This is a genomic window from Acinetobacter ihumii, from assembly GCF_900625095.1.
GTDB classification, from domain to species: Bacteria; Pseudomonadota; Gammaproteobacteria; order Pseudomonadales; family Moraxellaceae; genus Acinetobacter; species Acinetobacter ihumii.
Window position 1 is genome coordinate 671,278 of sequence record NZ_LR130760.1, and the last position, 24,536, is coordinate 695,813.

Annotated in this window: 25 protein-coding genes; 12 read left to right on the forward strand and 13 right to left on the reverse strand. The window is 38.4% G+C overall.

Annotated elements, in window-relative coordinates; all coding sequences use genetic code 11:
* Positions 1-6: 6 nt before the first annotated feature.
* The 7 genes from E0D95_RS03095 to gcvH all read left to right on the forward strand — a co-directional run bounded on the left by E0D95_RS03095 (position 7) and on the right by gcvH (position 6,551).
* Positions 7-678 carry a YoaK family protein gene (locus E0D95_RS03095; RefSeq protein WP_130802501.1) on the forward strand — a complete coding sequence of 224 codons (672 nt, stop codon included), beginning with the start codon at positions 7-9 and terminating at the stop codon, positions 676-678.
* A gap of 16 nt (positions 679-694) precedes the next feature.
* Complete coding sequence (locus tag E0D95_RS03100) at positions 695-1,231, forward strand: DUF2058 domain-containing protein (RefSeq protein WP_130802502.1); 537 nt, start codon at positions 695-697, stop codon at positions 1,229-1,231.
* A gap of 171 nt (positions 1,232-1,402) precedes the next feature.
* The gene (locus E0D95_RS03105) at positions 1,403-2,668 is read left to right on the forward strand and encodes a mechanosensitive ion channel family protein (protein WP_130802503.1); all 1,266 of its coding nucleotides are present in this window, start codon (positions 1,403-1,405) and stop codon (positions 2,666-2,668) included.
* 9 nt (positions 2,669-2,677) lie between these two features.
* Positions 2,678-4,540: an ABC transporter ATP-binding protein gene (locus E0D95_RS03110; protein WP_130802504.1), complete on the forward strand. Its 1,863-nt coding sequence runs from the start codon at positions 2,678-2,680 to the stop codon at positions 4,538-4,540.
* The gene (locus E0D95_RS03115; RefSeq protein WP_130802505.1) at positions 4,527-4,967 is read left to right on the forward strand and encodes a MaoC family dehydratase; all 441 of its coding nucleotides are present in this window, start codon (positions 4,527-4,529) and stop codon (positions 4,965-4,967) included. Before E0D95_RS03110 ends, E0D95_RS03115 begins: the two co-directional genes overlap by 14 nt.
* Positions 4,968-5,076: 109 nt before the next feature.
* Positions 5,077-6,102, forward strand: a complete 1,026-nt coding sequence (locus tag E0D95_RS03120) for an AraC family transcriptional regulator (RefSeq protein ID WP_130802506.1) — start codon at positions 5,077-5,079, stop codon at positions 6,100-6,102.
* 74 nt (positions 6,103-6,176) lie between these two features.
* Positions 6,177-6,551, forward strand: a complete 375-nt coding sequence (gcvH, locus tag E0D95_RS03125) for a glycine cleavage system protein GcvH (RefSeq protein ID WP_130802507.1) — start codon at positions 6,177-6,179, stop codon at positions 6,549-6,551.
* A 62-nt stretch (positions 6,552-6,613) separates the two neighbouring features.
* On the opposite strand, the gene E0D95_RS03130 is transcribed toward gcvH, so the two are convergent.
* The 3 genes from E0D95_RS03130 to E0D95_RS03140 all read right to left on the reverse strand — a co-directional run bounded on the left by E0D95_RS03130 (position 6,614) and on the right by E0D95_RS03140 (position 9,637).
* Positions 6,614-7,672, reverse strand: coding sequence for a 3-deoxy-7-phosphoheptulonate synthase (locus E0D95_RS03130; RefSeq protein WP_130802508.1), 1,059 nt, complete (start codon positions 7,670-7,672; stop codon positions 6,614-6,616).
* A gap of 561 nt (positions 7,673-8,233) precedes the next feature.
* Positions 8,234-9,343, reverse strand: a complete 1,110-nt coding sequence (locus tag E0D95_RS03135; RefSeq protein ID WP_130802509.1) for an S-(hydroxymethyl)glutathione dehydrogenase/class III alcohol dehydrogenase — start codon at positions 9,341-9,343, stop codon at positions 8,234-8,236.
* 18 nt (positions 9,344-9,361) lie between these two features.
* Complete coding sequence (locus E0D95_RS03140) at positions 9,362-9,637, reverse strand: metal/formaldehyde-sensitive transcriptional repressor (RefSeq protein WP_130802510.1); 276 nt, start codon at positions 9,635-9,637, stop codon at positions 9,362-9,364.
* Between the two features lie 314 nt (positions 9,638-9,951).
* On the opposite strand from E0D95_RS03140, the gene E0D95_RS03145 reads away from it, so the two are divergent.
* A complete protein-coding gene (locus E0D95_RS03145) occupies positions 9,952-11,442 on the forward strand; it encodes a phospholipase D family protein (RefSeq protein WP_228258824.1) in 1,491 nt (496 codons plus the stop codon).
* 188 nt (positions 11,443-11,630) lie between these two features.
* Here the strand turns inward: E0D95_RS03145 and E0D95_RS03150 are convergent, their stop codons facing one another.
* Positions 11,631-12,242 (reverse strand): uracil-DNA glycosylase family protein, encoded by a 612-nt coding sequence (locus E0D95_RS03150; RefSeq protein ID WP_130802512.1) that lies wholly within the window; start codon positions 12,240-12,242, stop codon positions 11,631-11,633.
* 201 nt (positions 12,243-12,443) lie between these two features.
* Positions 12,444-12,647, reverse strand: coding sequence for a hypothetical protein (locus E0D95_RS03155; RefSeq protein WP_130804824.1), 204 nt, complete (start codon positions 12,645-12,647; stop codon positions 12,444-12,446).
* Positions 12,648-12,955: 308 nt separating this feature from the next.
* Between E0D95_RS03155 and E0D95_RS03160 the strand changes: the two genes are divergently transcribed.
* Entirely contained in the window at positions 12,956-13,399 is a 444-nt protein-coding gene (locus E0D95_RS03160; RefSeq protein ID WP_130802513.1) for a GNAT family N-acetyltransferase, read from the forward strand.
* Positions 13,400-13,464: 65 nt separating this feature from the next.
* On the opposite strand, the gene E0D95_RS03165 is transcribed toward E0D95_RS03160, so the two are convergent.
* The 4 genes from E0D95_RS03165 to E0D95_RS03180 are packed head-to-tail and all read right to left on the reverse strand — an operon-like array spanning position 13,465 to position 17,311.
* Positions 13,465-14,208 carry an SDR family oxidoreductase gene (locus E0D95_RS03165; RefSeq protein ID WP_130802514.1) on the reverse strand — a complete coding sequence of 248 codons (744 nt, stop codon included), beginning with the start codon at positions 14,206-14,208 and terminating at the stop codon, positions 13,465-13,467.
* A 15-nt stretch (positions 14,209-14,223) separates the two neighbouring features.
* Positions 14,224-14,922: a histidine phosphatase family protein gene (locus E0D95_RS03170; RefSeq protein WP_130802515.1), complete on the reverse strand. Its 699-nt coding sequence runs from the start codon at positions 14,920-14,922 to the stop codon at positions 14,224-14,226.
* A complete protein-coding gene (locus E0D95_RS03175) occupies positions 14,919-16,040 on the reverse strand; it encodes a phosphotransferase family protein (protein WP_130802516.1) in 1,122 nt (373 codons plus the stop codon). Before E0D95_RS03175 ends, E0D95_RS03170 begins: the two co-directional genes overlap by 4 nt.
* A 29-nt stretch (positions 16,041-16,069) precedes the next feature.
* Positions 16,070-17,311, reverse strand: a complete 1,242-nt coding sequence (locus tag E0D95_RS03180; RefSeq protein ID WP_130802517.1) for an acyl-CoA dehydrogenase family protein — start codon at positions 17,309-17,311, stop codon at positions 16,070-16,072.
* Between the two features lie 91 nt (positions 17,312-17,402).
* On the opposite strand from E0D95_RS03180, the gene E0D95_RS03185 reads away from it, so the two are divergent.
* Together E0D95_RS03185 and E0D95_RS03190 are read left to right on the forward strand one after the other, a co-directional pair.
* Entirely contained in the window at positions 17,403-18,332 is a 930-nt protein-coding gene (locus E0D95_RS03185) for a LysR family transcriptional regulator (protein WP_130802518.1), read from the forward strand.
* A 153-nt stretch (positions 18,333-18,485) separates the two neighbouring features.
* Positions 18,486-20,147: a phosphoethanolamine transferase gene (locus E0D95_RS03190; RefSeq protein ID WP_130802519.1), complete on the forward strand. Its 1,662-nt coding sequence runs from the start codon at positions 18,486-18,488 to the stop codon at positions 20,145-20,147.
* 75 nt (positions 20,148-20,222) lie between these two features.
* On the opposite strand, the gene E0D95_RS03195 is transcribed toward E0D95_RS03190, so the two are convergent.
* The 4 genes from E0D95_RS03195 to galE all read right to left on the reverse strand — a co-directional run bounded on the left by E0D95_RS03195 (position 20,223) and on the right by galE (position 24,061).
* Positions 20,223-20,825, reverse strand: a complete 603-nt coding sequence (locus E0D95_RS03195) for a nitroreductase family protein (RefSeq protein WP_130802520.1) — start codon at positions 20,823-20,825, stop codon at positions 20,223-20,225.
* A 142-nt stretch (positions 20,826-20,967) separates the two neighbouring features.
* Positions 20,968-21,459, reverse strand: a complete 492-nt coding sequence (locus E0D95_RS03200; RefSeq protein WP_130802521.1) for a hypothetical protein — start codon at positions 21,457-21,459, stop codon at positions 20,968-20,970.
* Between the two features lie 88 nt (positions 21,460-21,547).
* Positions 21,548-22,942: a class II fumarate hydratase gene (gene fumC / locus E0D95_RS03205; protein ID WP_130802522.1), complete on the reverse strand. Its 1,395-nt coding sequence runs from the start codon at positions 22,940-22,942 to the stop codon at positions 21,548-21,550.
* Positions 22,943-23,053: 111 nt separating this feature from the next.
* The gene (gene galE, locus E0D95_RS03210; RefSeq protein WP_130802523.1) at positions 23,054-24,061 is read right to left on the reverse strand and encodes a UDP-glucose 4-epimerase GalE; all 1,008 of its coding nucleotides are present in this window, start codon (positions 24,059-24,061) and stop codon (positions 23,054-23,056) included.
* A gap of 72 nt (positions 24,062-24,133) precedes the next feature.
* Here galE and tusD point away from each other — a divergent pair, with 72 nt between their 5' ends.
* Positions 24,134-24,502: a sulfurtransferase complex subunit TusD gene (gene tusD, locus E0D95_RS03215; protein ID WP_130802524.1), complete on the forward strand. Its 369-nt coding sequence runs from the start codon at positions 24,134-24,136 to the stop codon at positions 24,500-24,502.
* Positions 24,503-24,536 lie beyond the last annotated feature (34 nt).

The following is a 24,536-nucleotide window of genomic DNA, read 5'->3' on the forward strand; positions in this document are numbered from 1 at the left end:
GATCTTATGCCTTTTCAAAGTCTGCCTAACTGGGTGCAATTCGCCGCTTTTTTGCTTGCGACCAATGCCGGAATGATTAATGTTTTATCTTTAATCACGGTTTTGCATCAGTCTATTTCGCACATGACAGGAAATGTCAGTATGCTGGCAATGGATTTGGTGGACTGGAAAACTCATAATATTGTTTATCTACTGTTGGTCATTTTGTGTTTTGTTTTAGGCTCTTTTTATAGTGGTTTTATTCTGGGCAATAGCCAATTTCAGTTGGGACGCCGTTATGGTATCCCATTGAGTCTGGTTTCACTCTTTATCTTTATCTCATGGCTGTTACTTCCCTATTTTCCACGTTACGGCTTGTTGTGGGCGTGTGCCGCTATGGGAGTACAAAATGCGATGGTCAGCCACTACAAAGGTACGATTATTCGAACCACACACTTATCTGGTGTCCTCACCGATATTGGATTGGCACTGGGATATAAAGCACGTGGACTGCGTATGGATAAACGTCGCATCACTTTACATTTATTAATTTTGGCTGGTTTTTTTGTTGGCGGTCTTATTGCAGCCCTTATCCATCCATTTTTATCGATTCAGGCTTTTCTGGTACCCGCGATTCTCAGCTTAATGCTCAGTATTGCGTATTGGATTATTTATTTACGTCATTCATCTTTACATTAATCATTTAGGTTTAATTATGGCTAAAAATGCATTACAGGCTCAACTGCTCAAAGCAGGTTTGGTGGATAATAAAAAAGCAAAAAAACTGAACAAACAAAATCAGCATGAACAACGTACAGGTCAGAGTCATGAAGCTGAGCTAAAAGCCAATATTGAAAAGAATAAACTGGAAAAGCTGGAAAAAGATCAGGCATTGAATCAGGAAAAACAACGCCAACTCGAAGAAAAGGCGTTAAAAGCAGCCATTGTTCAAATGATTTCTCAGCATAAGATTAAAGATTTTGCTGGAGATGTTAGCTACCAATTTATCGATGAAAATAAAATTAAAAAGGTCTATATCTCCCAAACAGTTTATAACGCATTGGTGTCAGGCAGCTTGGTGATTGCCAAGGATCATGACAATTATGCTTATTTACCCAAAGCATTGGCTGAAAAAATTAACCAGAAAATGGAAGGCTTTATCTTGATTAACAATGCTGAGAAAAATGAGCAAACCACCAATGAAGAAGATCCATATGCAGCGTATGTCATTCCAGATGATTTGATGTGGTAATGAACATCCTTGAAACACATCCAAAATTGAGAAGTCTTACATATTTAAGCTATTGATTTTTCTATTGTAAAAAAGGCTTTCTAAATCGTATAAAAAAAGTAGTTTTATTTTAAGTTCATGATCCAAGCCTTTACACTTGATCCAAATTATTGATGTAGCAAGGTGTAAGGTTTGGATTTTTTAAAACTTTTTCGAGATATTGAAAACTGGATTGATCAATTTCCATGGCTAGAAATGCTTACCTCTTTAAGCATTTTGATCCTGTTTGCAATTCTTGCAAATTTTATTGCCAAACAAATCGTAGTTCGTGGCATTCGTAAACTCATTAGTAAAATAAAATTTGCCAATCAATCTATTTTTGCACAGCACAGCGTGATTCGTCGTATCGCCAATATTGTTCCTGCAATTGTCATTATGAACGGTATTACTACCGTGCCACATTTGTCAGAGAAAATTATTGTGTTGGTGCAAATGGCATCACAAGCCTTTATTTTCCTTACCATCGCACTTGCCATCAGTGAGATGCTGAATATTTTTAACTTGGTTTATCAACGCAATCCGAATGCGAAAAACAAGCCGATTAAAGGGTATTTGCAACTTGTTAAGTTGATGATTTTTATTGTCTGTGCCCTTATGGTTTTGGGGACTTTTCTTAAAAAAGACGTATTTACGCTGTTAGCAGGTTTTGGTGCGATGGCGACGGTTCTCATGCTGGTCTTTCAAAATACTATTTTGTCTTTAGTAGCAAGTGTCCAGATTTCGTCGTATGACATGGTGCGTATAGGTGACTGGATTGAAATGCCATCCTTAAATGCGGATGGCGATGTCATTGATATGTCATTACATACGGTGACTGTACAAAACTTTGATAAAACGTATACCACCATTCCAACCAATAAGCTGATTACAGATACGTTTAAAAACTGGCGTGGTATGAGTCAGGCGGGTGCTCGTCGCATAAAACGATCTTTATTTATTGATCAAAGCAGTGTTCATTTTATGACGGTCGAAGAGCAGGAAAAACTCAAAAGCTTTTTGTTACTTGATCAATATCTGGATACCAAAACTTCCGAACTGGAAAAGTTTAATCATCAGCTGAGTAATCAAACGGTTTATAACCAACGCCGTCTTACCAATTTAGGGACGTTTCGTGCCTATATTGAATTTTATTTAAAACAGCACTCAGGCATCGCTCAGAATCAGTCATTGATGGTTCGCCAATTACAGCCAACCAGTGATGGTTTACCGCTTGAAATTTATGCTTTTACCAATACTACTGTTTGGACAGCTTATGAAGCGATTCAATCTGATATTTTTGATCATTTATTGGCAATTATTCCTGAATTTGGACTAAAAATCTTTCAGGTACCTTCGGGTTCAGATGTGAAATCTTTATCTTCAGGTATAATCATTCAAGATACGATGCGAAACTTCTAAGAGAAAATTATGCTTCTGCAATGGTTCGAAAAGCTGGTTAACCCCTATCCTGAAAAAAACTTGAATCAACCATTGCCGACCTCTTTTTTTGCTTTTGTGTGGCAATCGACTAGAGGGGTTCGCCCATTTCTTTTTGTACTTATTTTATGTACGGCTGGTGCCGCTAGTTTTGAAGCTTTGTTATTTTCACAAATCGGAAAACTAGTGGACTGGTTAAGTACCAGCCAGCCTAGTACTTTTCTGGAGCATCATGCCGAACATTTGATTGTGCTTACACTGATATTAGGCGCAAATATTTTCTTTGTTTGTTTACAGTCAATTGTGAAGCACCAGATTTTATTTAGTAGTTTTCCAATGCGTTTGCGCTGGCGTTTTCATAATTTACTATTACAACAGGGACTCGAATTTTTCCACAATGATTTTGCTGGACGCTTATCTGCCAAAGTGATGCAAACCGCATTGGCTGTGCGTGAATTTTGGATGATTTTGGGTGATATGCTGGTGTATGTCATTGTCTACTTCGTGACCATTAGCGCAGTACTGGGTGCAGTCTCCCCGATCTTACTTATGCCGCTTGGCTTATGGTTAGGGTTATTCATATTAAGTGCATGGTATTTTATTCCGCGTTTAAGCAAAGTTTCACAGGAACAAGCTGATGCCCGCGCGGTAATGACAGGTCGCGTTACAGATGCCTATACCAATATTCAAACCGTTAAACTCTTTGCGCATGCTGGACGTGAAAGTAAATATGCCAAAGAGTCCATGATGGAATTTATGGACACTGTGTTTCGGCAAATGCGTTTGGGTACTCTGTTTGAAATTAGCACCACCATTTTGAGTGCAGTGTTATTTATTGGCGTGATTGGAACTGCGGTCTGGTTATGGATTCAGGGGCAAGCAGGTTTAGGCGTTATTGCTGCAACGACAGCCATGATCTTAAAACTCAATAGCATGTCCGAGTTCATGATGTGGCAAATGTCGATGCTGTTTGAAAATGTCGGAACCATTCAAGACGGTATGCGTACCCTTGGAAAACCAGTCAATATTCAAGACAAAGCTGATGCTAAACCTTTGGTGGTAACTCAGGGTGAGATTAAATTTGATAATGTTTGTTTTGCCTATAATGAAAAAAATGTCATTGATCATTTTAATCTCAACATCCGTCCGGGTGAAAAAATTGGTGTGGTTGGACGTTCAGGTGCAGGTAAATCAACATTAATTCAACTTTTACTGCATTTTTATCGACTTAATCAAGGGCGTATTTCGATTGATGGTCAAAACATTGAAGATGTAACCCAAGATAGTTTAAGAGCCAACATTGCTTTGGTTACGCAGGATACATCCCTATTACACCGGACTGTAGCGGAAAATATTAAATATGGTAAACCCGATGCAACATGGGAAGAAATTTATCAGGCTGTAAAAAAAGCCCAAGCAGAAGATTTTATTCCTCAATTGACCGATATGCGAGGACGCCAAGGTTATGAAGCCTATGTAGGGGAACGTGGCGTAAAACTTTCTGGAGGACAACGTCAGCGTATCGCCATTGCGCGCGTATTCCTAAAAGATGCACCCATTTTAATACTAGATGAAGCGACCAGTGCGCTAGATTCGGAAGTAGAAGCTGCAATTCAATCCAGTCTGGATGCTTTAATGCAAGATAAAACTGTGATTGCAATCGCGCATCGCCTTTCAACCATTGCCCAAATGGATCGTTTGGTCGTATTGGATGAAGGCCGAATTGTGGAACAAGGAACCCATGATGAACTTATTGAGCAAAATGGTTTATATGCTCATTTGTGGAAACGCCAAACAGGTGGTTTTTTGGTAGAACATCATGCCGATGAGGAAAATAACCATGTTATATCTTGAAGATCTCAAGATCGGAGATCGTTTCATTAGTCGTGAATATGAAATGACCATAGAAGAAATCAAGCAATTTGCTGGGCAATATGATCCACAGCCGTTTCATTTAAATGAAACTGAAGCAGAAAAAAATCCGATTTTTCATGGCTTGGCTGCAAGCGGATGGCATACTTCTGCGGTCACCATGCGTTTATGGACTGAGTGTTTTCCAGTTGCAGGTGGGTTAATTGGTTCTGAATCCAATTTACGTTGGCCTCGTCCAACCCGACCGGGGGACAAAATTCATGTTGAAGTTGAAATTGCCTCTATTGCACCCTCAAAAACTAAAGATGATCGAGGCATCGTCAGTTATATTACTCAAGCCTTTAATCAAAAAGGTGATGTTTTATTAATATCTAACACAAAAATTGTAGTATTTAAGAAAAAAGGATAAATTGTTTGCTAAAGATTTTGTCAAACAATTTATAAGTTTATATTTTAAATCTCATGCCAAGATATAAAAACTTTATGCGAAGCAAGTGTTTTTTAGCCACGGATAGCGAATGAAAATTAATTCAGCTCGTCAAGAACAAGGAATACCAGGCGTTTATGGCTTATTGCTATTAGACGTGGTATCACGATGGGGATATAACGATGATACCCTATTCGCACCATTTCATTTAAATAGTGAACAATTGGCTGATCCTGAATATCGCATTCCCATTCATGTTGCCAATGAACTGGTCAAACATGCCATGCGTTTAACGGGTGAGCAAACATTAGGTTATCATTTAGGTAATCAGATGCGCATCTCTATTCACGGCTTTATTGGCTATGCAATTATGACTGCGCATAACATTACGGATGCACTCGCACTTGCCACCCGCTTTATTCAATTACGTTTGCCTTTTTTACAGCTTTATTTTTCGACATTTGGCCCTAAAGCGACCATACAGTTACAGTGTGACTTCGATTTAGAACCTTTGCGTACCGAAATTATACTCTCACTCACCATTGGCATTATGAGTATGGCCAAGGCTTTAACAGGCATAGAAGATATGCGGGGTGAAGTCGATCTGGATTTTGATAAACCTGAAGGCTTTGATAAATATCTCAATAAAATGTCACTGGAAATGCGTTTTAATCAGCCACATTTGATTTCAAGCTTTGACAAGCAATATTTAGGTTTGAAAATGGTCAATGCCGATCCAATTGCCAGTCAGATTGCGATTAACCAATGTGAGGCTGAACTTTCAGCATTGGGTGAACGCCGTCGTTTGGCGATGCGTGTACGTGATATTTTAACCAATTCAGAGCAGCACTATTTAAGCATTGAAAATGTTGCTGAACGCTTACATATGTCTGATCGAACGTTAAAGCGACAGCTTGCCGCGGAAGGTACATCTTTTTCTACATTGGTTGATGAAGTACGTTATCGACATGCTACATCTTTATTGTCACGAACTGATTATAGTCTTGAACAAATTGCAGACGAATTAGGCTACTCTGATGTCGCCAATTTTAGTCGCGCATTTAAACGCTGGAGTGGTCGAAGTCCAAGTAATTGGCGTAAAGACCCCTATTTATAAGCTTTTATTTTCTTTTAAAAGCCTGTATAACCCCTATCAAAAATAAATGAATGTAAAAATGTTAAGGAGTCATCATGAATCATCCTTCTGAATTGAAGTATGCAGCTACCCACGAATGGGCAAAAATTGAGGGTGATCTGGTCGTTACGGGTATCAGTGACCATGCACAAGATGCTTTGGGCGATCTGGTTTACGTCGAAGTACCAGAAGTAGGCAGTCGTGTCACTGCTGGTGAACAGGCAGGTGTGGTTGAATCTGTAAAAACAGCTTCAGATATCCATGCCCCTGTTTCTGGCACAGTGGTTGAATTCAATACAGCTTTGGAAGATGATCCAGATTTTATTAATGACGAACCTTATGGTAAAGGCTGGATTTATAAAATTAAGCCAGACAATATTGCTGATGTAGATCAATTGTTGTCAAATACAGACTACGAAGCAGGTCTGTAAAAGTTGGAAGGACTCTCTTTGAGTCAAGAGAGTCTTTCTTTGTTAAGCGTTTTGTCATTCTATTAAGCAGATGCTAATAACTCAATTTGACTGAGTTGATGAGACACATCCAATAATAATTTTTCGGTTTTATCCCATCCTAAACAACCATCTGTCACTGATTGACCGTAGGTCATATCACATGAAATTTTTTGATTGCCATCGATCAAATGACTTTCTAGCATGACGCCACGAACATTAGTTTTCGCTCTTTCCGCAATAATTTGTTTGAGTACTTTCGGCTGATTAAGAGGATCTTTAGCACTATTGCCATGACTACAGTCAATGACTAAAGCAGGTAGCTCAAGCTGATGCTTGGCTTTAATTTGCTGAATCGACTTGAGTTCATAATTTTGGCCATGATTTGCACCACGTAAAATCAGATGTGGGAGTGGATTACCTGCACTTTGTAAAATGGCAGGTCGACCTTGTTGGCTTAAACCCAAAAACTGATGTTGATGCTGTGCAGACTGAATGGCATCCAGTGCAATCTGGATCGAGCCATCTGTCCCATTTTTAAAACCAATTGCATAAGGCATATGGCTTGAAATTTCACGATGAATCTGAGACTCGCTGGTGCGCGCACCTACTGCGCCCCAAGCCAGCAAATCATCAAAGTAGCCTGTTGCCATCGGACTTAAAATCTCGCCTGAAATGGGTAAACCCATTTCTATTATTTGTAAAAATAACGCTCGTGATTTTTCTAAACCTAGTTGTAAGTCAGAAGAACCATCCAGATGAGGGTCATATAAGAAACCTTTCCAGCCGACAGTTGTACGAGGTTTTTCAATATAGGTACGCATGACCAGTACCATCTGATTTTTCACTTGTTGTTGTAATTGAAGCAGTTTTTGTGCGTATTCAAGTGCAGCAACTGGATCATGAATCGAACACGGACCCGTAATCACTAATAGACGTGAATCTTTGCCCGATAATATGTTTTGAATGGTTTGACGCTGTTCAGCAATCTGAAGGGCAAAAATGGGAGCAAGCGGATATTTCGCTTTTAATTCATGCGGCAAGCTCACCGTAATTTCTTTTGAACTATTTTTTTCAATTAAAGTTTTATTCAGGGCGTTCATTCAATTCTTCCTTAGGACTGATTTGCTGTTCAGTCCGAACGTTTATTTAAGCGATAAATGTCTATTCAATTGGGCATTTTGACTAAAGTAAAACCAATAAACGTTGCTAAAATATGAAGTCATTAAGTGGTACATAAGAAATCTCCAAATAAAATTTAAATTGAAACAGACATAAAAAAACCTGATCGGGGTTGCCGATCAGGTATTAACTTGAAGGGCAACCATTTTGCTGCCCGAATGCGTTCAGGCAACTATTTAAATTGCCAAAAATAATAAGCGTTGTTGATCATAGGGTGCTTTAACATGTCTGTTTCAGTCAAATAAAACGTATCTTGATGCTCAACATACTCTGTGTTGTAACGATTAGCAAGTGTTTGATGATTAATTTTATTAGTAAATTTTGATTTTGTTAAGTTGTTGGCTACTCATACATAAATAATTGATTCAAAGCTTTCATCTAATTGCGGTGCTTCAATCGTCAGCAATATCTAGTATTTTTTTTCTTAAAGCCTCAGAGATAATTCTTCCCTGAGGGGGTTGTAGGATTAATATGGATCACTTTTAGAAATGAATCACACTACGGATTGACTTACCTTCATGCATTAAATCAAATGCATGATTGATCTGATCAAGCGACATAGTATGTGTTACAAATGGCTCAAGTTGGATATCGCCAGCCATGGCATCTTCTACCATTTTAGGTAGTTGACTACGACCTTTTACTCCACCAAAAGCAGTTCCCATCCATTTACGACCAGTGACTAGCTGAAATGGACGTGTTGAAATTTCCTGACCAGCACCAGCGACACCAATAATAACCGATTGTCCCCAACCACGATGTGCTGATTCGAGCGCAGAACGCATGACATTGACATTGCCAATACATTCAAAGGAATGATCAACACCCCAGCCAGTCATTTCAACAATCACTTGCTGGATCGGCTTGTCATAGTCTTTCGGATTTAAGAAATCTGTAGCACCAAACTCTTTTGCCAATTCAAATTTATCAGGGTTGGTATCTACTACAATAATCCGACCCGCTTTTGCCTGACGGGCACCTTGTACCACAGCTAAACCAATACCACCTAAACCGAATACCGCAACACTATCACCTTCCTGCACTTTTGCTGTGTTATGTACTGCACCAATACCTGTGGTGACACCGCAGCCAAGTAGGCAAACTTGTTCATGATTGGCTTCAGGGTTAATTTTTGCCAAAGATACCTCGGCAACCACAGTATATTCACTAAAGGTCGAGCAGCCCATATAGTGATAAATCGGTTCACCATTATAGGAAAAGCGAGTCGTTCCATCTGGCATAACACCTTTACCTTGTGTTGCACGGACAGAAACACAAAGATTGGTTTTATTCGATTTACAAAATAAACATTCACCACATTCGGCGGTATAGAGAGGAATAACATGATCGCCCGGTTTGACACTGGTCACGCCTTCACCCACTTCTACCACAACCCCAGCCCCTTCATGCCCCAAAATAGCTGGAAAGATGCCTTCCGGATCATCACCCGATAGTGTAAATGCATCGGTATGACAAACACCTGTATGACTAATTTTGATGAGCACTTCACCAGCTTTGGGTGGCGCAACATCCACTTCTACAATTTGTAAAGGTTGACCTGGACCAAACGCGACAGCAGCACGAGATTTCATTACTCTCTCCTTTCCTCTTTACTTTAAATATGATTTCAATATCTTACTAATTTCAGTTAATTCATCATGGCGTTGTTGTTCAGTGGTTTCACCAACCACTAAACTATCTTTGAGATGAATTTCGAGTACTTCATTCATTAAACCATTGATTGCACCACGTACAGCGCAGATTTGTTGCAGAATTTCAGTACACGGTTTTTCCTGATCCAATGAACGTTCAATCGCTTGAACTTGCCCTTGAATTTTCCTGACACGCAGAAAAATTTTATGTTTATCTTCAGCTTTTTTTGGCATAGCAAAGCCTATTTTGCTAGATGAATTAATACTATACCCCAGTATAGTATAATCCAACATATATTTTGCAAAAAAAACAGATCTTTTGTGTCAGTATTGATGAGAAAATCGATTAGAAATTAATTTCATTCAAATTAAATTTGCTAAACATCAACAATGAATTTGAAAGATAATTGATACAATTCAGCTTGATACTAAAAAATTTGCTTTCAATTTTACAATGCTTAAGGAATTGTTGAATGCTGATCAATAAAAAAAGTGATTACTTTCCCAAAGTAAAAACATGGCTTATTTCAGTATTTTTGATCATGACGATGACAATTGCAAATTATGGCTATGCTGCTCAAGGAAATCATATTTTGACAAATAATAGCTGGTTAAATGATCCACAAAGTCAGGAAAATCTAAAAAAAGGACTGACTGCTTTCATTCCATTGGATGATGCTTTTGTAAGTATTGCATCACGTATTCATTTAATTCGAAATGCACAGCATAGCATTGATCTACAATACTATATCTGGAACAACGACTACGTTGGTCAGTTAATGCTTAAAGAATTATTGAAAGCGGCTGATCGCGGGGTAAAAATTCGCTTAATCATTGATGACCAAAATGGTAATAAACTCGATCCAACCTTACGTGCCCTTTCGCAACATCCTAATTTTCAAATAAAATTATTTAATCCCTATCAATTTAGACATTTTAGAGTATTGGATTATTTATTTCGCTTAAAGCAAATTAATCATCGTATGCACAATAAACTGATCCTTGCTGACAATATGGTTGCAGTAACAGGTGGTCGTAATATTAGCGGTGAATATTTTGATGCCAGTGACGAGTTTCAATTCACCGATCTGGATATTTTATTTTATGGGGACTCAGCGCAACATGCGACACAGGTTTTTAATCAGTTTTGGAATAATGCCTTGAGTGTGCCCGTGCATGAGCTTATCGGACGGGGTAACTCGCAGGACTTACAGCAACTTAAACAAGATTATGAACGCAACAATAACAGCCATCGCATCACTCAGGACAAAATTAATGAAGCACAAGCCGAATTGAATGAAGCTTTGCAGCTTCGCTCGGTACAATGGGCCAAAGCACATTTTGTAGCAGATGCGCCTGATAAAATATTGGATCAGGCTGTTGATCAACAATTGATTTATAACCAGATGCTTCACATTATGGGATATCCTACACAACATCTGGAATTAGTTTCGGCTTATTTTGTTCCAACACCATCTGGTACTCAATATTTAAGTCAATTATGCCGCCAAGGAGTAAAGGTACGCGTACTGACCAACTCTTTTGCAGCAAATGATGTTGCAATTGTTCATGCATTTTATAGCCAATATCGTAAACAACTTTTGGAAAATGGCGTAAAACTCTACGAGTTTAAACCCACGCTAAATAGAACAAAGCCAACTTGGTATGAAAAAATTACAGGTCGGGTGATTCCAGCCAAAGGTAAAAGCAGTTCAAGTTTGCATGCAAAGTTCTTCGATATTGATGGTAAAGTTTTTATAGGTTCGTTTAATTTTGATCCGAGATCAGCCTATTTAAATACCGAAGTTGGTTTGGTGGTTGAATCAGATCAATTACAAAATGAAATTACCCAAGTCCTTGATGAATATCTACCGCAAGTTGCTTATGAGTTACAACTAGATAAGCAAGGCAATATCATTTGGGTAGAACACAAGGAAAATGGTGAAACCAAGATTTATGATCATGATCCCGGAACAACAAAATTTCAACGGTTTATGATGAAAATGGTGGCTTATTTACCGATCGAATGGATGATGTAATTTGCAATGTAATTTAAATCTGACATTCGAATAAACACAGTCCGTTTATCTCCATTGCTAGGCTAATCGTGTTAAATCCTGCCAATGTTAAAGCATCGCAATGTTCTTGTTTGGACATATACATATAGAGTTGGTCATTTTGCATCAATTGGACTCGGTACATCTTTAATCATTTTGATTGCTCCTTTTTAAACTGATGTATGAAGTCCAATGCTTTCAAATAACACACGGTAACTTTCAGATTTCTTCTCCAATGCCAAAGGATAAGCTCTGGAGGAAGATGGCATACGATACAAATTAAGTTTTCGTCCCAAAAAAATCGTTTGGCTAGGCTGTCCAATTTGAGGCTTTTCCGTATTCTCCGTAAAAGATAGCATAAGCGTATCGGTCGCTTTATCACCCGTGGTCATAATTGTATGACAATCAGGAATTTGATCTAATAAATTTTGCAAGTTCGTAGGTTTTACAATTTCAAGAAATTTGTCAGAGGCATTACCTTTTAAACGTCTCACTTGAACTGCCGTATCAAAAATTGCAATTCCCTTTTCATGAAGAAAATCACGAATAATTTGTTCTTTGAAATTCTTATGTTGTATATCTAAAAAATAGTTTCGATCATCAAAAAAGATAAGTCCTAAAATACGCCACATGTCGTTTTGATAATTTGGATAATAAAAATCCATTTTCCAGCGATTTTTAGGCGGCGGAAAACTGCCCAACATGAGTAGTTTTGCGTTTTTTGGTAAAAATGGTTGAAGTGGATGAAACTCTATATCCCATTGGTTTTCAGAATGATTCATTATTGATCTATATAATTAATTGATGATATGGATAAAGTCTGTTATTCAAAATATCAACAACTGAATATCGATACAAGATTAATATGAGCGAGAAGAACACGATAATGGAATAAAATTTATTGCGATATAAAATGACTAAAGCCCATCATGTAATGGGCTTTAGAAAACAATTAGGTGGTGACTAAAAAATAAGTTCTGAGTTTACTGAACAGTCTCTGGGCTAAGCTCGTCATCTGAAGCAAGTAAAACTGAAGTAATAATAGGAATACCCAGAATTAATGGAACAATAATAATCCAAAGATCTACTGTGAATTTTGCTGGGAATAAGAAGTGAATCGCTAATGCTGATAAAATGAGCACAGCCAACAGGACACCCATAAAACGAATTGCAAATTTAAGAAGCATTTTCTTCATCTCATGTCGTTAAAATTATGACTCAAGTATAATCCTGTCTGGTTTAAATTCGCTATTTATTCGACAAATACGTTTAATAAAAATACAAAATATAAACTTTATTTTTCCTGTTTCTTAAAATAAGATTATTATTAATATTAAGAAAAAAATATATTTAAATATCAATAAATTAAAACTCATTATATGTGTTTTGTTTTTAGAATATTCGACTAAAATACTTGGTTTTATATAGCTACTTTGTTATTTTAATTTAGTTTCATTAAAACAATTGTGGCAATAAAAATTTATTTGAGAGCAATATGAATATACGTCCGATTACACCAGATGATTTTGAAAACTGGCTTCAACTTTGGAAAGGCTATCAGACATTTTATAAAACCAGCATTGATGACAAAACTACAAAAATCACATTTGACCGATTTCAGGATATCAATGAACCGATCTTTTGTCTGGTTGTCGAAAATGACGCCAAAGAGCTTGTCGCATTCGTGCATTATATCTTTCATCGTAGCACATGGACTGTAGGCAATTATTGTTATTTACAAGATTTGTATGTTGATCCAGCACAGCGTGGCACAGGTTTAGGACGAAAATTAATTGAAGCAGTCTATGCCCAAGTTGAACAGAATGATTGTTCACGAGTGTATTGGCTGACTCAGGAAAATAATCATCAGGCAAGACTGCTGTATGATCGTGTAGCAGAGCAATCAGGCTTTATTCAATATCGAAAATTATTTAAATAATAGCGGATCAATGATCAATCGTCTGTACACGGTTTTTTCCAGACGATTGAGCATAAAATTTGCGGCTAGCCTAACTTATTGACCAAACGTAAAGGCAAAACCTTCATTGCCAAGCCCATTGGTAGCCAAGGCCACTGTGGGACATACGCTTTTACAGGTTGTTTTTCAATGGCTTTCACCAATAATCGTGAACCCGTTTTTTCATCGACTTCAAAAGGTAAATGTTTTGCACCTTCGTTGAGTTCAGTTCGGATGTAACCTGGGAAAATCGTGGATACTTTAATGGGGGTATTTATCAATTCAGCACGAATTCCTTCTGCTAGATGAGCAACTGCCGCTTTACTGGCGGCATAGGTCGACAAATGCTTGGGTAGCCCACGCATCGCACTCATGGACGAAATAACCACCAAGTGACCTGAGTTTTGTTCGCGAAAAATTTCCACCGCAGCTTCACATTGGGCTAAAGCCGAAATAAAGTTGGTTTCTGCTGTAGCTTTATTAATTGCAAAATTACCTTTACCAATGCGACGGCCATCGCCCACACCCGCATTAACAATAATGCGATCAATTTGCCCCAACTCTTGTTTAAATGCTTTAAACACTTCAAAAACTTGATCATAATCAGTCACATCAAGTGTTTTTACTGCAACTTTGATCTGATATTGCTGTTCAAGTTGTTTTTTTAACTCTTCTAAACGTTCCAAACGTCGAGCACAAATGGCCAAGTTATAGCCTTTGCTCGCAAATTCACGTGCCATGCCAGCACCCAACCCTGAACTTGCGCCTGTAATTAAAATTGTTTTCGCCATTTTTCAAATCCTTTTTTAGATCCAAGTTAACAAATCAGGGTTAACTGCTTTGATAAAATGATGTTCATTTAAACTCAATAACTGCGGTTCATTTCCGACCAGTCTTAAGGTGGTTAAACTGGTATTGGCAATGGCCCAATTCAATGCAAAAGTATGAGCAGCATCAAGTTGCAATATCTTGCCTGCTGCCACAGAAATCACACCACCAGAAGTAAAAACCACCGCATAGCGCGGTTTACTTTGTGCAAGTTCATCACATAAGCTTTGTAACGCCGTTTCTACACGATGTTTAAAATGAGGCCAAGACTCATCATACTCATGATGATATTCGCCGTCTGTCCACCGTTGAACCGCACCTGCAAAAATTTTGGCTAAATAAGCTCGTGGATTTTCCTCTTTTGCAACGTCGGCTTTAAGCAATTCAGGTTGTTTAAAACGCGGTTCATACTGTGCAAAAACTTGCTGATGATTAAATTCATTCCATGCAGGGTTGCGATGAATAGTGGTTTCAGGAAAACACGCTTTGAGTGCACCTTCGGCCGTTTGTAAATGTCGTTGCATGGTGCCTGCCACGACATAAGGCTGCTCTTTTAAAATTGTTTTAAAGTACTGACCTAATACTGTCGCTTGAGTTTCACCATGTGCAGAAAGTTCGTCATAATTACTTGTGCCAAAAGACGCCTGACCATGACGGACTAAGTAAATGGTTGTCATTTTTTCAATAACCCCTGAACTTTTGCCAGATACTTTTGTGCTACATCTGAATCTTGTAATTTCTGCTGTCCGATTAATTTTAATGCACGAACATGTAAGGCATGAATGACGATCCAGAAATCTTTAAAGGCTGGATTTCGAGTCTGTTTGTGGAAATAACGATAATAAATCTGTTGAGCAATGACAGCCAAACGGAATACACCAAACACTTCATAAAATGTCCAGTTTTGAGTGCTTAAACCCGTTTTATCTAAATAGTAATTTACGACTTGTTGACGGGTAAACATGCCCTTTAGGTTGGTAGGTTGACGACGGGTAGATTTAAAAATCATATTATCTGTATCTTCTACCCAATAGGCCAACGCACTTCCCAAATCCATGAGTGGATCACCCAATGTTGCCATTTCCCAATCCAACACACCAATCACTTCAGTAGGATGTTCAGGATTTAAAATCACATTATCAAAACGCCAGTCATTGTGAATGATACAAGTGGTTGAGTCTTGGGGAATGTTATTCAGCAACCATTGACGGACATATTTAAATGAAGGGACATTAATGGTCTTCGCTTTTTCATAACGTTGATCCCAACCCTCAACCTGTCGACGACAATAGCCTTCCCCTTTACCAATACTAGCAAGCGGTGTGTCCTGATATGGGACCTGATGCAGTTCAATCAACTTATCCAATACATTGATACACAGTGCATGTACATCTTGTTCGCTATAGTTTAGCTCAGGTGGTAGTTTGGCACGTGGAATAATCCCTTCAATACGTTTCATCACGTAGAAATCACAGCCAATAACAGATTCATCCTGACACAAGGCAACCATTTCAGGAACAACGGGATAATAGGGCTCCAGATTTTTTTGAACCATATATTCACGTGCCATGTCATGTGCAGATTTGGCTTTGGTTCCAGCAGGTGGACGACGTAAAATCAGGTCTACATTGTCATACTGTAAACGATACGTCCAATTCGATGCACCGCCGGTATATTGTGTAGTTTTCACAATACCTTCTAACACAACACCCTGCTCTTTTAACCAATTCTCAATGGCTAAAATATTGAGCTCCTCACCCTCTCTGACTTCACCGCCGACATCAATAATGGACATATTTTTTCCTTCAATGGTTTAAGTCTGTTTTATGCTTTCTTTTTGCTACTGTAGCCGCGTTTAGCCAATTCAAGTTTGGCAATCATCCCTTTATGAACTTCATCTGGACCATCCGCCAAGCGTAAACTACGCGCCTGAGCAAAAAAGCCTGTCAGTGGTGTATCCCTAGATACCCCAGCACCGCCGTGAAGTTGCATTGCCATATCAACGACTTTTTCCAGTACACTTGGCGCGACCACTTTAATCGCTGAAATTTCTGTTAACGCGGCCATATTGCTCAAAGTGTCCATTTTATATGCAGCATACAATGTTAATAATCTTGCCTGATCTATTGCGACACGGGCTTCTGCAACACGTTCCAGATTACCGCCCAGCTTTAACAATTCTTTGCCAAAAGCTTTGCGTGACATACCCCGATCAATCATCAATTCAAGTGATTTTTCAGCCGCACCAATACAACGCATGCAATGATGAATACGTCCTGGCCCTAAACGTCCCTGAGCGATTTCAAAGCCCTGTCCAGCACCGCCAATAAAGTTTTCTACAGGTACACGCACATGATCAAAACTAATTTCACCATGACCATGCGGTGCATCGTAGTCTCCAAATACAGGTAACATACGTTCAATGGTCACACCTTGGGTCTCCACAGGAACCAATACCATGGAGTGTTGATGATGACGATCTTTACTTTCGTCTGGAGTATGTGCCATGAAAATAATGATTTTGGCATTCGGGTCACCTAAACCAGAAGACCACCATTTACGTCCATTCAGGACAATTTCATTCCCTTCAACCACCGCAGTTGCTTGCATATTGGTCGCATCACTTGAAGCAACGGCAGGTTCAGTCATACAAAATACTGAACGGATTTTTCCTGCGAGCAAAGGCATTAACCATTGCTGTTTTTGTTGCTCAGAACCATAACGCCACAATACTTCCATATTTCCACTGTCTGGCGCATTGCAATTAAATACAGTGGGTGCAATTAAACTACGACCAGAAAGTTCGGCGATGTGAGCATATTCCTGAACAGATAAACCCGCCCCAAGCTCAGCATCTGGCAGGAACATATTCCATAGTCCTGCTTGTTTCGCTTTATCTTTTAAAAGCTCAAGTTGCGCTGGCCACGCCCAATTTTTCCAATTACCATCTGGATTAAGTTGATGCACTTCATGCCAAAATTCAGCTTCGACTGGCTCTATTTCATTTTCGATAAAGGCTTTGGTTCTTGAAATAAAATCCTGTGCGCGTTCAGATAAATTAAACATGCCATTTCCTTTCATTCATTTGTCATTTTGCTTTACATCAAGATACGCTTAAATCTATTATGCATGAAATGATTTTATTCAATATGTAACTATGAATTATATTCATAATAATGACACTACACATCCTTATTTAGATTTAGCTCTATTTCATCGCATTGATATCAATTTATATCCACTCTTTGTTGCAATTTTTGAACAAAAAAGTATTTCACATGCAGCATCGACCCTTTCGATTAGTCAATCGGCAGCAAGCCATGCTTTACAACGACTTAGATCACAACTGGATGATGAGGTATTTGTCCGTTACGGCAATAAAATGCAACCGACTCCTTTTGCAGAGCAGATTTACCCAATCATTAAAACTGCATTACTTTCAATTCAGAGTATTAATCAACAAAAACAAAATTTTGACCCAAGCCTAATTAAAACTTTAAGGGTTGCAATTCATGATGAAATTGAGCCACTTATTTTTCCTCGACTCATCCACCACTTTCAAAAGATTGACCCACATATTCAGTTTAATAGCATTAAGCTGGATCGAAAAACGATTCAGAATGATCTGGCAACACAACAGCTTGATTTTGTGATTGATCTGGAAAAAAACTTAGGGGATAAAATTGGTTTTAGCGCATTGGTTCAAGATCATTATGTCGTATGTACTCAGCAAAGCAGCATGAGCAAACAGGCGTATCAGGCAGCTCCACATATTGGAGTTTCATCGCGTCGTACCGGAGTTTTACTTGAAGATATCTATTTGAATAAAGACGATATTTCAAGACATATTTTTTTAAGATGCCAACATTATTCAACAGCGTTACAAATTTTGGAACAAAATGCTGAAGCCATGTTAACTTTGCCTAAAGCGGTGCTTGAGCATTTATTTTATCAAGATCATTTATATGTGCATGAACTTCCTTTTGATATTCCTTCTATTGAAATTGGTATGTTTTGGTCTAAAGAATTAAGTGATAATTTAAGGTATCAATTTTTAAAAAAAGAAATTATTTCTTTATTTGCTTAGGCTATTTTGACCTCCTTAGGGCTTTAAAAAATATTGCCAATGGAGGTCGCAAACTTAAAATGTAGACGATTGCGCTACATTCAAATTATATTCAGTTAAGAAAAAATTAAGTTGTAATCCTTAAATTGCGAGATTCTCTTTCGGTGCTCATTTATGTTGCGTTTATTTTCTCAAATTAAGGCAGCCCTCCCCAAAATCTCTTTGAGCTGTTTTAATTTAATCATTGCAACATGGTTAGCACTGGCTCTTAATTTTTGTTTTTATCAACATGTACAGCAATTATCTGGTTTTCACGGCTGGTTTGCTGCAATTTGGATTGTGATTGTCGCGATCGCATTAACGGCTTATTACAATATTTATTTGCAATTATTTTGCTGGAAATGGACAGCCAAACCCATTGCAATTATTTTGCTGTTATTGGGTGGAATAGCAGCGTATTTTACTAATACCCTCGGTGCATACATCTCCCCTGATCAAATTCAGAACATCATGCAAACTGATGTCTCAGAAACGAGACAACTTTTGACACTGCCCTTTTTGATATGGTGTCTGTGCATGGTGGTCTTACCAATTTTAGTGATCTGCTTTATTCCTTTGGAATATCCAGCTTTTAGTCAAAATATTCTTAAAAAGCTGATACAGATTGGGCTCTCTATTGCAGTTTTACTCGTTTTAATTTTGACCAATTATTTAAACTTTACCAATTTGTTCCGTCAACACAAAGATGTTCGCCAGTTGATTGCTCCAGACAATGTCCTGAGTTCGACTTATAAATATTTCCATCATTTGCATAAAAGAAATGAGCCACTGATTCATTACGGTCAAGATGCTAAAGTTACAGGCACAGCAGAAACAGCTCAGCCGAAAATGGTGGTTTTAGTCGTCGGTGAAGCTGCACGTGCTGAAAGTTTTTCTTTAAATGGCTATGCGCGTAATACCAATCCAGAACTGAGTCAAATTGAAAATCTGGTCAATTTTAATCAGGTGACGTCTTGTGGTACAGCAACCGCTGTTTCAGTTCCCTGTATGTTTTCAGGTATGCCACGTCAACAATATGACGAAAATCTGGCAGCACATCGTGAAGGTTTACTCGATATTGCGCAACGTGCGGGTTATAAAGTGACTTGGATTGACAATGATTCTGGCTGTAAAGGTGCTTGTGATCGAGTCAATAACATTAAAATTAGTAAAAAGTTAAAAAAACAATATTGCCAAAATGACGGCTTTTGTCTGGATGATGTGCTATTGATTAGTCTGCAACGTTATTTAGCCAGCATTCCGCATCAGGATAAAACGCCGCAGCTTGTAGTTCTACATCAGCGAGGCAGTCATGGTCCAGCTTATTATAATCGGACAACAGCAGCATATTCACCATTTCAACCAAGCTGTAAAACCAGTGCCATTCAAACCTGTGATCGTCAGCAACTGATAAACAGCTATGACAATACCATTGTTTATACGGATCATATATTAAGTAAAATCATCCAAACCATCGATCGTCATCAACGCTATCAGTCTGCACTTTGGTATTTGTCCGATCACGGTGAATCGACAGGTGAAAATGGCATCTATTTACATGGAACAGTCTATGCACTGGCCCCTTCTCAGCAAACACATATTCCAATGTTGATGTGGTTTTCAAATGAATGGAAAGCGAAACACAGTGCAGAGTTTGAATGTTTAAAATCTAAACAAAATCAGGCACTAAGTCAGGACAACTTATTTCCGACGTTACTCTCACTTTTAGATATTCAAAGTAGCGTCATCAATCCAGAGCTAGATATGCTCAGTCAATGTCAACCAACGGCAGATTAAACCCAATAGAAATAAAAAACCGAATTTAGACATGAGCTAAATTCGGTTTTGTTTATTTGTTTAACAGCTACAGATTTATTTGAATACTTTAAAACGTGTTGCGTCATCAATATATGATTTTTCACCTGCTGGTGCTTCAATTGAGCCAAACACCAATTGAGCACGAAGCTTCCAGCTTGTTGGAACTTCCCATTCTGCATGTACCTTATCATCTACAATCGGATTGTAATGCTGTAACGATGCACCCACATTTTCTGCGGCTAGAGCTGTCCAAACTGCAAGTTGTGCCATTGCAGTAGAATGTTCGGCCCAGACAGGGAAATTATCAGCATAAAGTGCAAACTGCTCTTGTAGACCTTTAATGACATCCTGATCTTCAAAAAATAAAACCGTACCGACACCCGCAGCAAAACTGTCCATTTTTGCACTGGTTTTAGCAGCAGCTGCATCATCAGTTGCATATTCACGTAATTTTTCTTTAACAAAGTTCCAAAATTTTTCGTGTTCATTATTGAATAAAATAACAGCACGTGAAGACTGAGAATTAAAAGAGGATGGACTTTGACGAATTGCTTCCTGAATTAAGTCAGTCAGTTGCTCAGGTGTTTGAGGGATATTTTTGCCAATGGCATAAATAGTGCGACGATTTTGTAAAAGTGAAAGAACGGTATTAGACATTGTATTTTTTCCTGATGATACGCAACAGAATTTTAAAGAAAATGAAAACCAAGTTTCATTTTCTTTATAGCATTATTTATGCCAGCTGTTGGTATAATTTCTTTAGAAAAAATACAATAATACTTTGATTTTTTAATAATAATTAAAATTTACTCAATAGAACCTGTTCAGAAACTTCATTCTTCCACAACTGACGCAAAGTAGGTAAATAAAAACTTTCACCAATTTCAATCAGTTCTGCATCAAGTAAGCTATGTACTTCGTGAATAAAAATATAATCCAGATCTACCAAAGAAAGTTGATGCTGTTTAGCAGAAACTTGTTTACGCTTAATTTGCGCTTTTTTAACCAATTGATTGGCAAACTCTTTATCTTTAAATGCAGTGATCGCGTTTAAACGTAATTCAATGATACCCCATGCTTCCAGCAACTTTTTAAAGGTTTCAAAATCTGAAGAAGTTGATTCCCAAGTCACATTTTCTAAATCATTATCTTCAGGTAAAACAGGAAGTAATAATTCAGCAGTACTCGGAAAAATTTTTTTTAGATTTATGAGGAATTTAACAGGTTGTTCGCTTGGATAATCATTAAATTGAATATGTTTTTGAACATCTGTTAAATAAACATCAAGCATAGTAAATATCATCAGCAGTGAGTATCAAGAGGCATATATTGTACGCACATCCAGACCAGATACAAACTGCTGATGTGTTTATTTCAACTTATTTCGCGTTAGGATGAACCATTTTTTCTGGTTTCACCACTTCATCAAACTGTTCCGCTGTCACTAAGCCCAGTTCTACCGCTACCTGTTTCAAGGTTTTATTTTCCTTATATGCTGTTTTGGCGACTTTGGCCGAGTTTTCATAGCCAATAACAGGATTTAAGGCCGTAACTAACATGAGTGAGTTATGCAAGAAATAATCAATTTTCTCTTTGTTGGGTTCGATGCCGACAGCACAGTGCTCATTAAAGCTATTACATGCATCACCCAAGAGTTGAATTGATTGTAATAAATTAAATGCAATGACTGGCATAAATACATTCAGTTCAAAGTTACCTGATGCACCTGCAACATTAATGGTCGTATCATTCCCTAGCACCTGCGCCACCACCATCGTCATGGCTTCGCTTTGTGTTGGATTGACTTTACCCGGCATAATACTTGAGCCTGGCTCATTTTCAGGAATTCGGATTTCACCAAAACCACATCGTGGTCCACTGGCTAACCAACGAATATCATTGGCAATTTTATTGAGGCTTGCGGCTAGCGTTTTAAGTGCGCCAGAAGCAAAGACCGCAGCATCACGACCAGCCAATGCTTCAAACTTATTTGGTGCAGTAACAAATGGCAAGCCTGTCAAACTTGCCAATTGTTGTGCAGCTTGAACCGCATAATCTGGGTGTGCGTTTAAACCTGTGCCTACTGCTGTACCGCCCAATGGTAACTCGTACAAACCTTCAAGTGCTTGTTGTAGACGTTTTAAACCATGATCTAGCTGGGAAACATAGCCACTAAACTCCTGTCCTAAAGTTAAAGGCGTTGCATCCTGTAAATGGGTTCGACCAATTTTAACAATATCGGCAAATTCATCAGATTTCTGTTGGAGTGTTTCTCTTAAACTTTTTACCGCAGGAATAAGTAATTCATTGATTTGTATAGATGCAGCCACATGAATTGCAGTTGGAAAAGAATCATTAGTCGATTGTGCACGATTGACATGATCGTTTGGATGTACAGGAGACTGTGAGCCAAGTGCATTGCCTAGCTTTTGGTTAGCAATATTGGCGATGACTTCGTTACAGTTCATATTACTTTGCGTACCAGAACCAGTTTGCCAAACCACCAACGGAAATTGAGCATCCCATTGTCCTGCAATGACTTCTTCAGCAGCACCGACAATATATTGACTTAACTCTTGCGGAAGCTGCCCTAACTCAGCATTGGTGATTGCAGCAGCTTTTTTTACTAAACCCATGGCACGAATCATTGCACGTGGTAAACGTTCCTGACCAATCTTAAAGTTTTGCAAACTGCGTTGCGTCTGGGCACCCCAAAGTGCATCGTTTGGGACTTCAACTTCACCCATGGTGTCATGTTCAATTCGAGTTTGCATAAGAACCTCTATTTCATAATTTAAGACAATACGGGCTGGAGCAATCAAGTTGCTTGGCTAGTGGCATGATACTAATCAACCCATCTATTTTTGTAAATAAGAATCATTTTCTTATTGTCCTTTTAAGGTATTTTGATAATAGCGCCATTGATCTTCAATCATTTTTTCAAGCCTACGCTTTGGTTTCCAGTTTAATTGTTGTTCAGCTTTAGAAATATCACCACCTATTTTTGCTAATTCAGTATGCGTATAAAGAGCATCATGGGTTTCAATCACGGCTTGGGTCTGCCCACTGATAATGTTGATTAACTGCTGGATTGAAGTCAGCTCATTGTTAGCAATATTAAAACTTTCACAGCAATGCTGCTGCGTATTGAGCCAATACAAACTTGCAAATATAGCTTCACATACATCTAAAACATGAATAAAACTACGTTCAGCGGTCTGATCGTCAGTCTCTGAATTTTTTTGTAGCTCAAGTGAGTCACGTTGCATCGCTGCAACTTGTAAGGCTAAAGGCACAATATTTTTTGGCAATTGAACAATATTTTCACCCAGCACACCATGTTCAAAAGCACCGACGACATTAGACAGTCGCAAAATGGCGACTTTCCATTCGTTATCAGTTTTTGCTGTATCACGAATAATTTCCTCAACCATTTGCTGTGATTTGATATAAGGATTGTCATAAGCAAAATTGAAAGTTTCTTCTTCTATAAAAGCATCTCCACTTTTGCCATATACAGCGATGCTGGACAAATGAACCAGTGTACGAACCCCAGTACGTTGCATTGAACGCAGTAAGCTCATAACACAGCTTACGTTATCATTATAATATTCAAGAGGTTTCAGTCTGGATTCTTCAATTGATTTAAAGCCCGCAGTATGAATAACTGCGTCTATTGAATATTGCTCAAAAACTTTATTTAAGGCTGGCGTATTACGCACGTCCACTTTTACAAATGGAACATACATACCGGATATAAATTCAAGCCGCTCTAAAGTCTGTAAGGTTGCATTCGCCAAATTATCGACCAGAATAACTTCCTGACCTTGCGCCATTAGACTCAAAGCAATATGTGAACCAATAAAGCCTAAACCACCTGTCACCAAAATCATTGTATACTTACCTACTTATTACGATGTGTAATGACTCGTTTTAACTGGACTCATCACCATAGTGAAATTTCAATGAGCACATTGCTGTTAATTACCTCTGCTCCTACATCTGTTCATGCATGGCATGCGTTGGGGGTTGCGCAGGCACTTCTTAAAAAAAGCGAAGTGTTTCATATTTTCTTTTACCAAGACGCGGTCAATGTTGCAAATGATTTGCAGTGGTTTCCCGATGACCAACGACTTTTGACTCAAGAATGGCAAAAGCTTGGAATTCCGTTGCCTGTTTGTGTCAGTGCTGCACTTAATCGTGGCATAAGCGACGATGAAAATGCCAAACGGCATCAACTTTCCAAATCCAATCTTGCCCAAGGTTTTGAGTTAGTGGGTCTGGGACATCTAGCAGATGCATTACAGTCTTCAGCACGTGTTATTCAATTCTAAACATGTTTTGAAAAGACAGCGTGTTGCTTTTAAA

Excerpts from the sequence above, each read along its gene's own strand:
- E0D95_RS03095 (WP_130802501.1), top strand. The coding sequence starts at position 7 with ATGCCTTTTCAAAGTCTGCCTAACTGGGTGCAATTCGCCGCTTTTTTG.
- E0D95_RS03100 (WP_130802502.1), top strand. The coding sequence starts at position 695 with ATGGCTAAAAATGCATTACAGGCTCAACTGCTCAAAGCAGGTTTGGTG.
- E0D95_RS03110 (WP_130802504.1), top strand. The coding sequence starts at position 2,678 with ATGCTTCTGCAATGGTTCGAAAAGCTGGTTAACCCCTATCCTGAAAAA.
- E0D95_RS03115 (WP_130802505.1), top strand. The coding sequence starts at position 4,527 with ATGTTATATCTTGAAGATCTCAAGATCGGAGATCGTTTCATTAGTCGT.
- E0D95_RS03120 (WP_130802506.1), top strand. The coding sequence starts at position 5,077 with ATGAAAATTAATTCAGCTCGTCAAGAACAAGGAATACCAGGCGTTTAT.
- gcvH (WP_130802507.1), top strand. The coding sequence starts at position 6,177 with ATGAATCATCCTTCTGAATTGAAGTATGCAGCTACCCACGAATGGGCA.
- E0D95_RS03130 (WP_130802508.1), bottom strand. The coding sequence starts at position 7,672 with ATGAACGCCCTGAATAAAACTTTAATTGAAAAAAATAGTTCAAAAGAA.
- E0D95_RS03135 (WP_130802509.1), bottom strand. The coding sequence starts at position 9,343 with ATGAAATCTCGTGCTGCTGTCGCGTTTGGTCCAGGTCAACCTTTACAA.
- E0D95_RS03140 (WP_130802510.1), bottom strand. The coding sequence starts at position 9,637 with ATGCCAAAAAAAGCTGAAGATAAACATAAAATTTTTCTGCGTGTCAGG.
- E0D95_RS03145 (WP_228258824.1), top strand. The coding sequence starts at position 9,952 with ATGACAATTGCAAATTATGGCTATGCTGCTCAAGGAAATCATATTTTG.
- E0D95_RS03150 (WP_130802512.1), bottom strand. The coding sequence starts at position 12,242 with ATGAATCATTCTGAAAACCAATGGGATATAGAGTTTCATCCACTTCAA.
- E0D95_RS03155 (WP_130804824.1), bottom strand. The coding sequence starts at position 12,647 with ATGCTTCTTAAATTTGCAATTCGTTTTATGGGTGTCCTGTTGGCTGTG.
- E0D95_RS03160 (WP_130802513.1), top strand. The coding sequence starts at position 12,956 with ATGAATATACGTCCGATTACACCAGATGATTTTGAAAACTGGCTTCAA.
- E0D95_RS03165 (WP_130802514.1), bottom strand. The coding sequence starts at position 14,208 with ATGGCGAAAACAATTTTAATTACAGGCGCAAGTTCAGGGTTGGGTGCT.
- E0D95_RS03170 (WP_130802515.1), bottom strand. The coding sequence starts at position 14,922 with ATGACAACCATTTACTTAGTCCGTCATGGTCAGGCGTCTTTTGGCACA.
- E0D95_RS03175 (WP_130802516.1), bottom strand. The coding sequence starts at position 16,040 with ATGTCCATTATTGATGTCGGCGGTGAAGTCAGAGAGGGTGAGGAGCTC.
- E0D95_RS03180 (WP_130802517.1), bottom strand. The coding sequence starts at position 17,311 with ATGTTTAATTTATCTGAACGCGCACAGGATTTTATTTCAAGAACCAAA.
- E0D95_RS03185 (WP_130802518.1), top strand. The coding sequence starts at position 17,403 with ATGAATTATATTCATAATAATGACACTACACATCCTTATTTAGATTTA.
- E0D95_RS03190 (WP_130802519.1), top strand. The coding sequence starts at position 18,486 with ATGTTGCGTTTATTTTCTCAAATTAAGGCAGCCCTCCCCAAAATCTCT.
- E0D95_RS03195 (WP_130802520.1), bottom strand. The coding sequence starts at position 20,825 with ATGTCTAATACCGTTCTTTCACTTTTACAAAATCGTCGCACTATTTAT.
- E0D95_RS03200 (WP_130802521.1), bottom strand. The coding sequence starts at position 21,459 with ATGCTTGATGTTTATTTAACAGATGTTCAAAAACATATTCAATTTAAT.
- fumC (WP_130802522.1), bottom strand. The coding sequence starts at position 22,942 with ATGCAAACTCGAATTGAACATGACACCATGGGTGAAGTTGAAGTCCCA.
- galE (WP_130802523.1), bottom strand. The coding sequence starts at position 24,061 with ATGATTTTGGTGACAGGTGGTTTAGGCTTTATTGGTTCACATATTGCT.
- tusD (WP_130802524.1), top strand. The coding sequence starts at position 24,134 with ATGAGCACATTGCTGTTAATTACCTCTGCTCCTACATCTGTTCATGCA.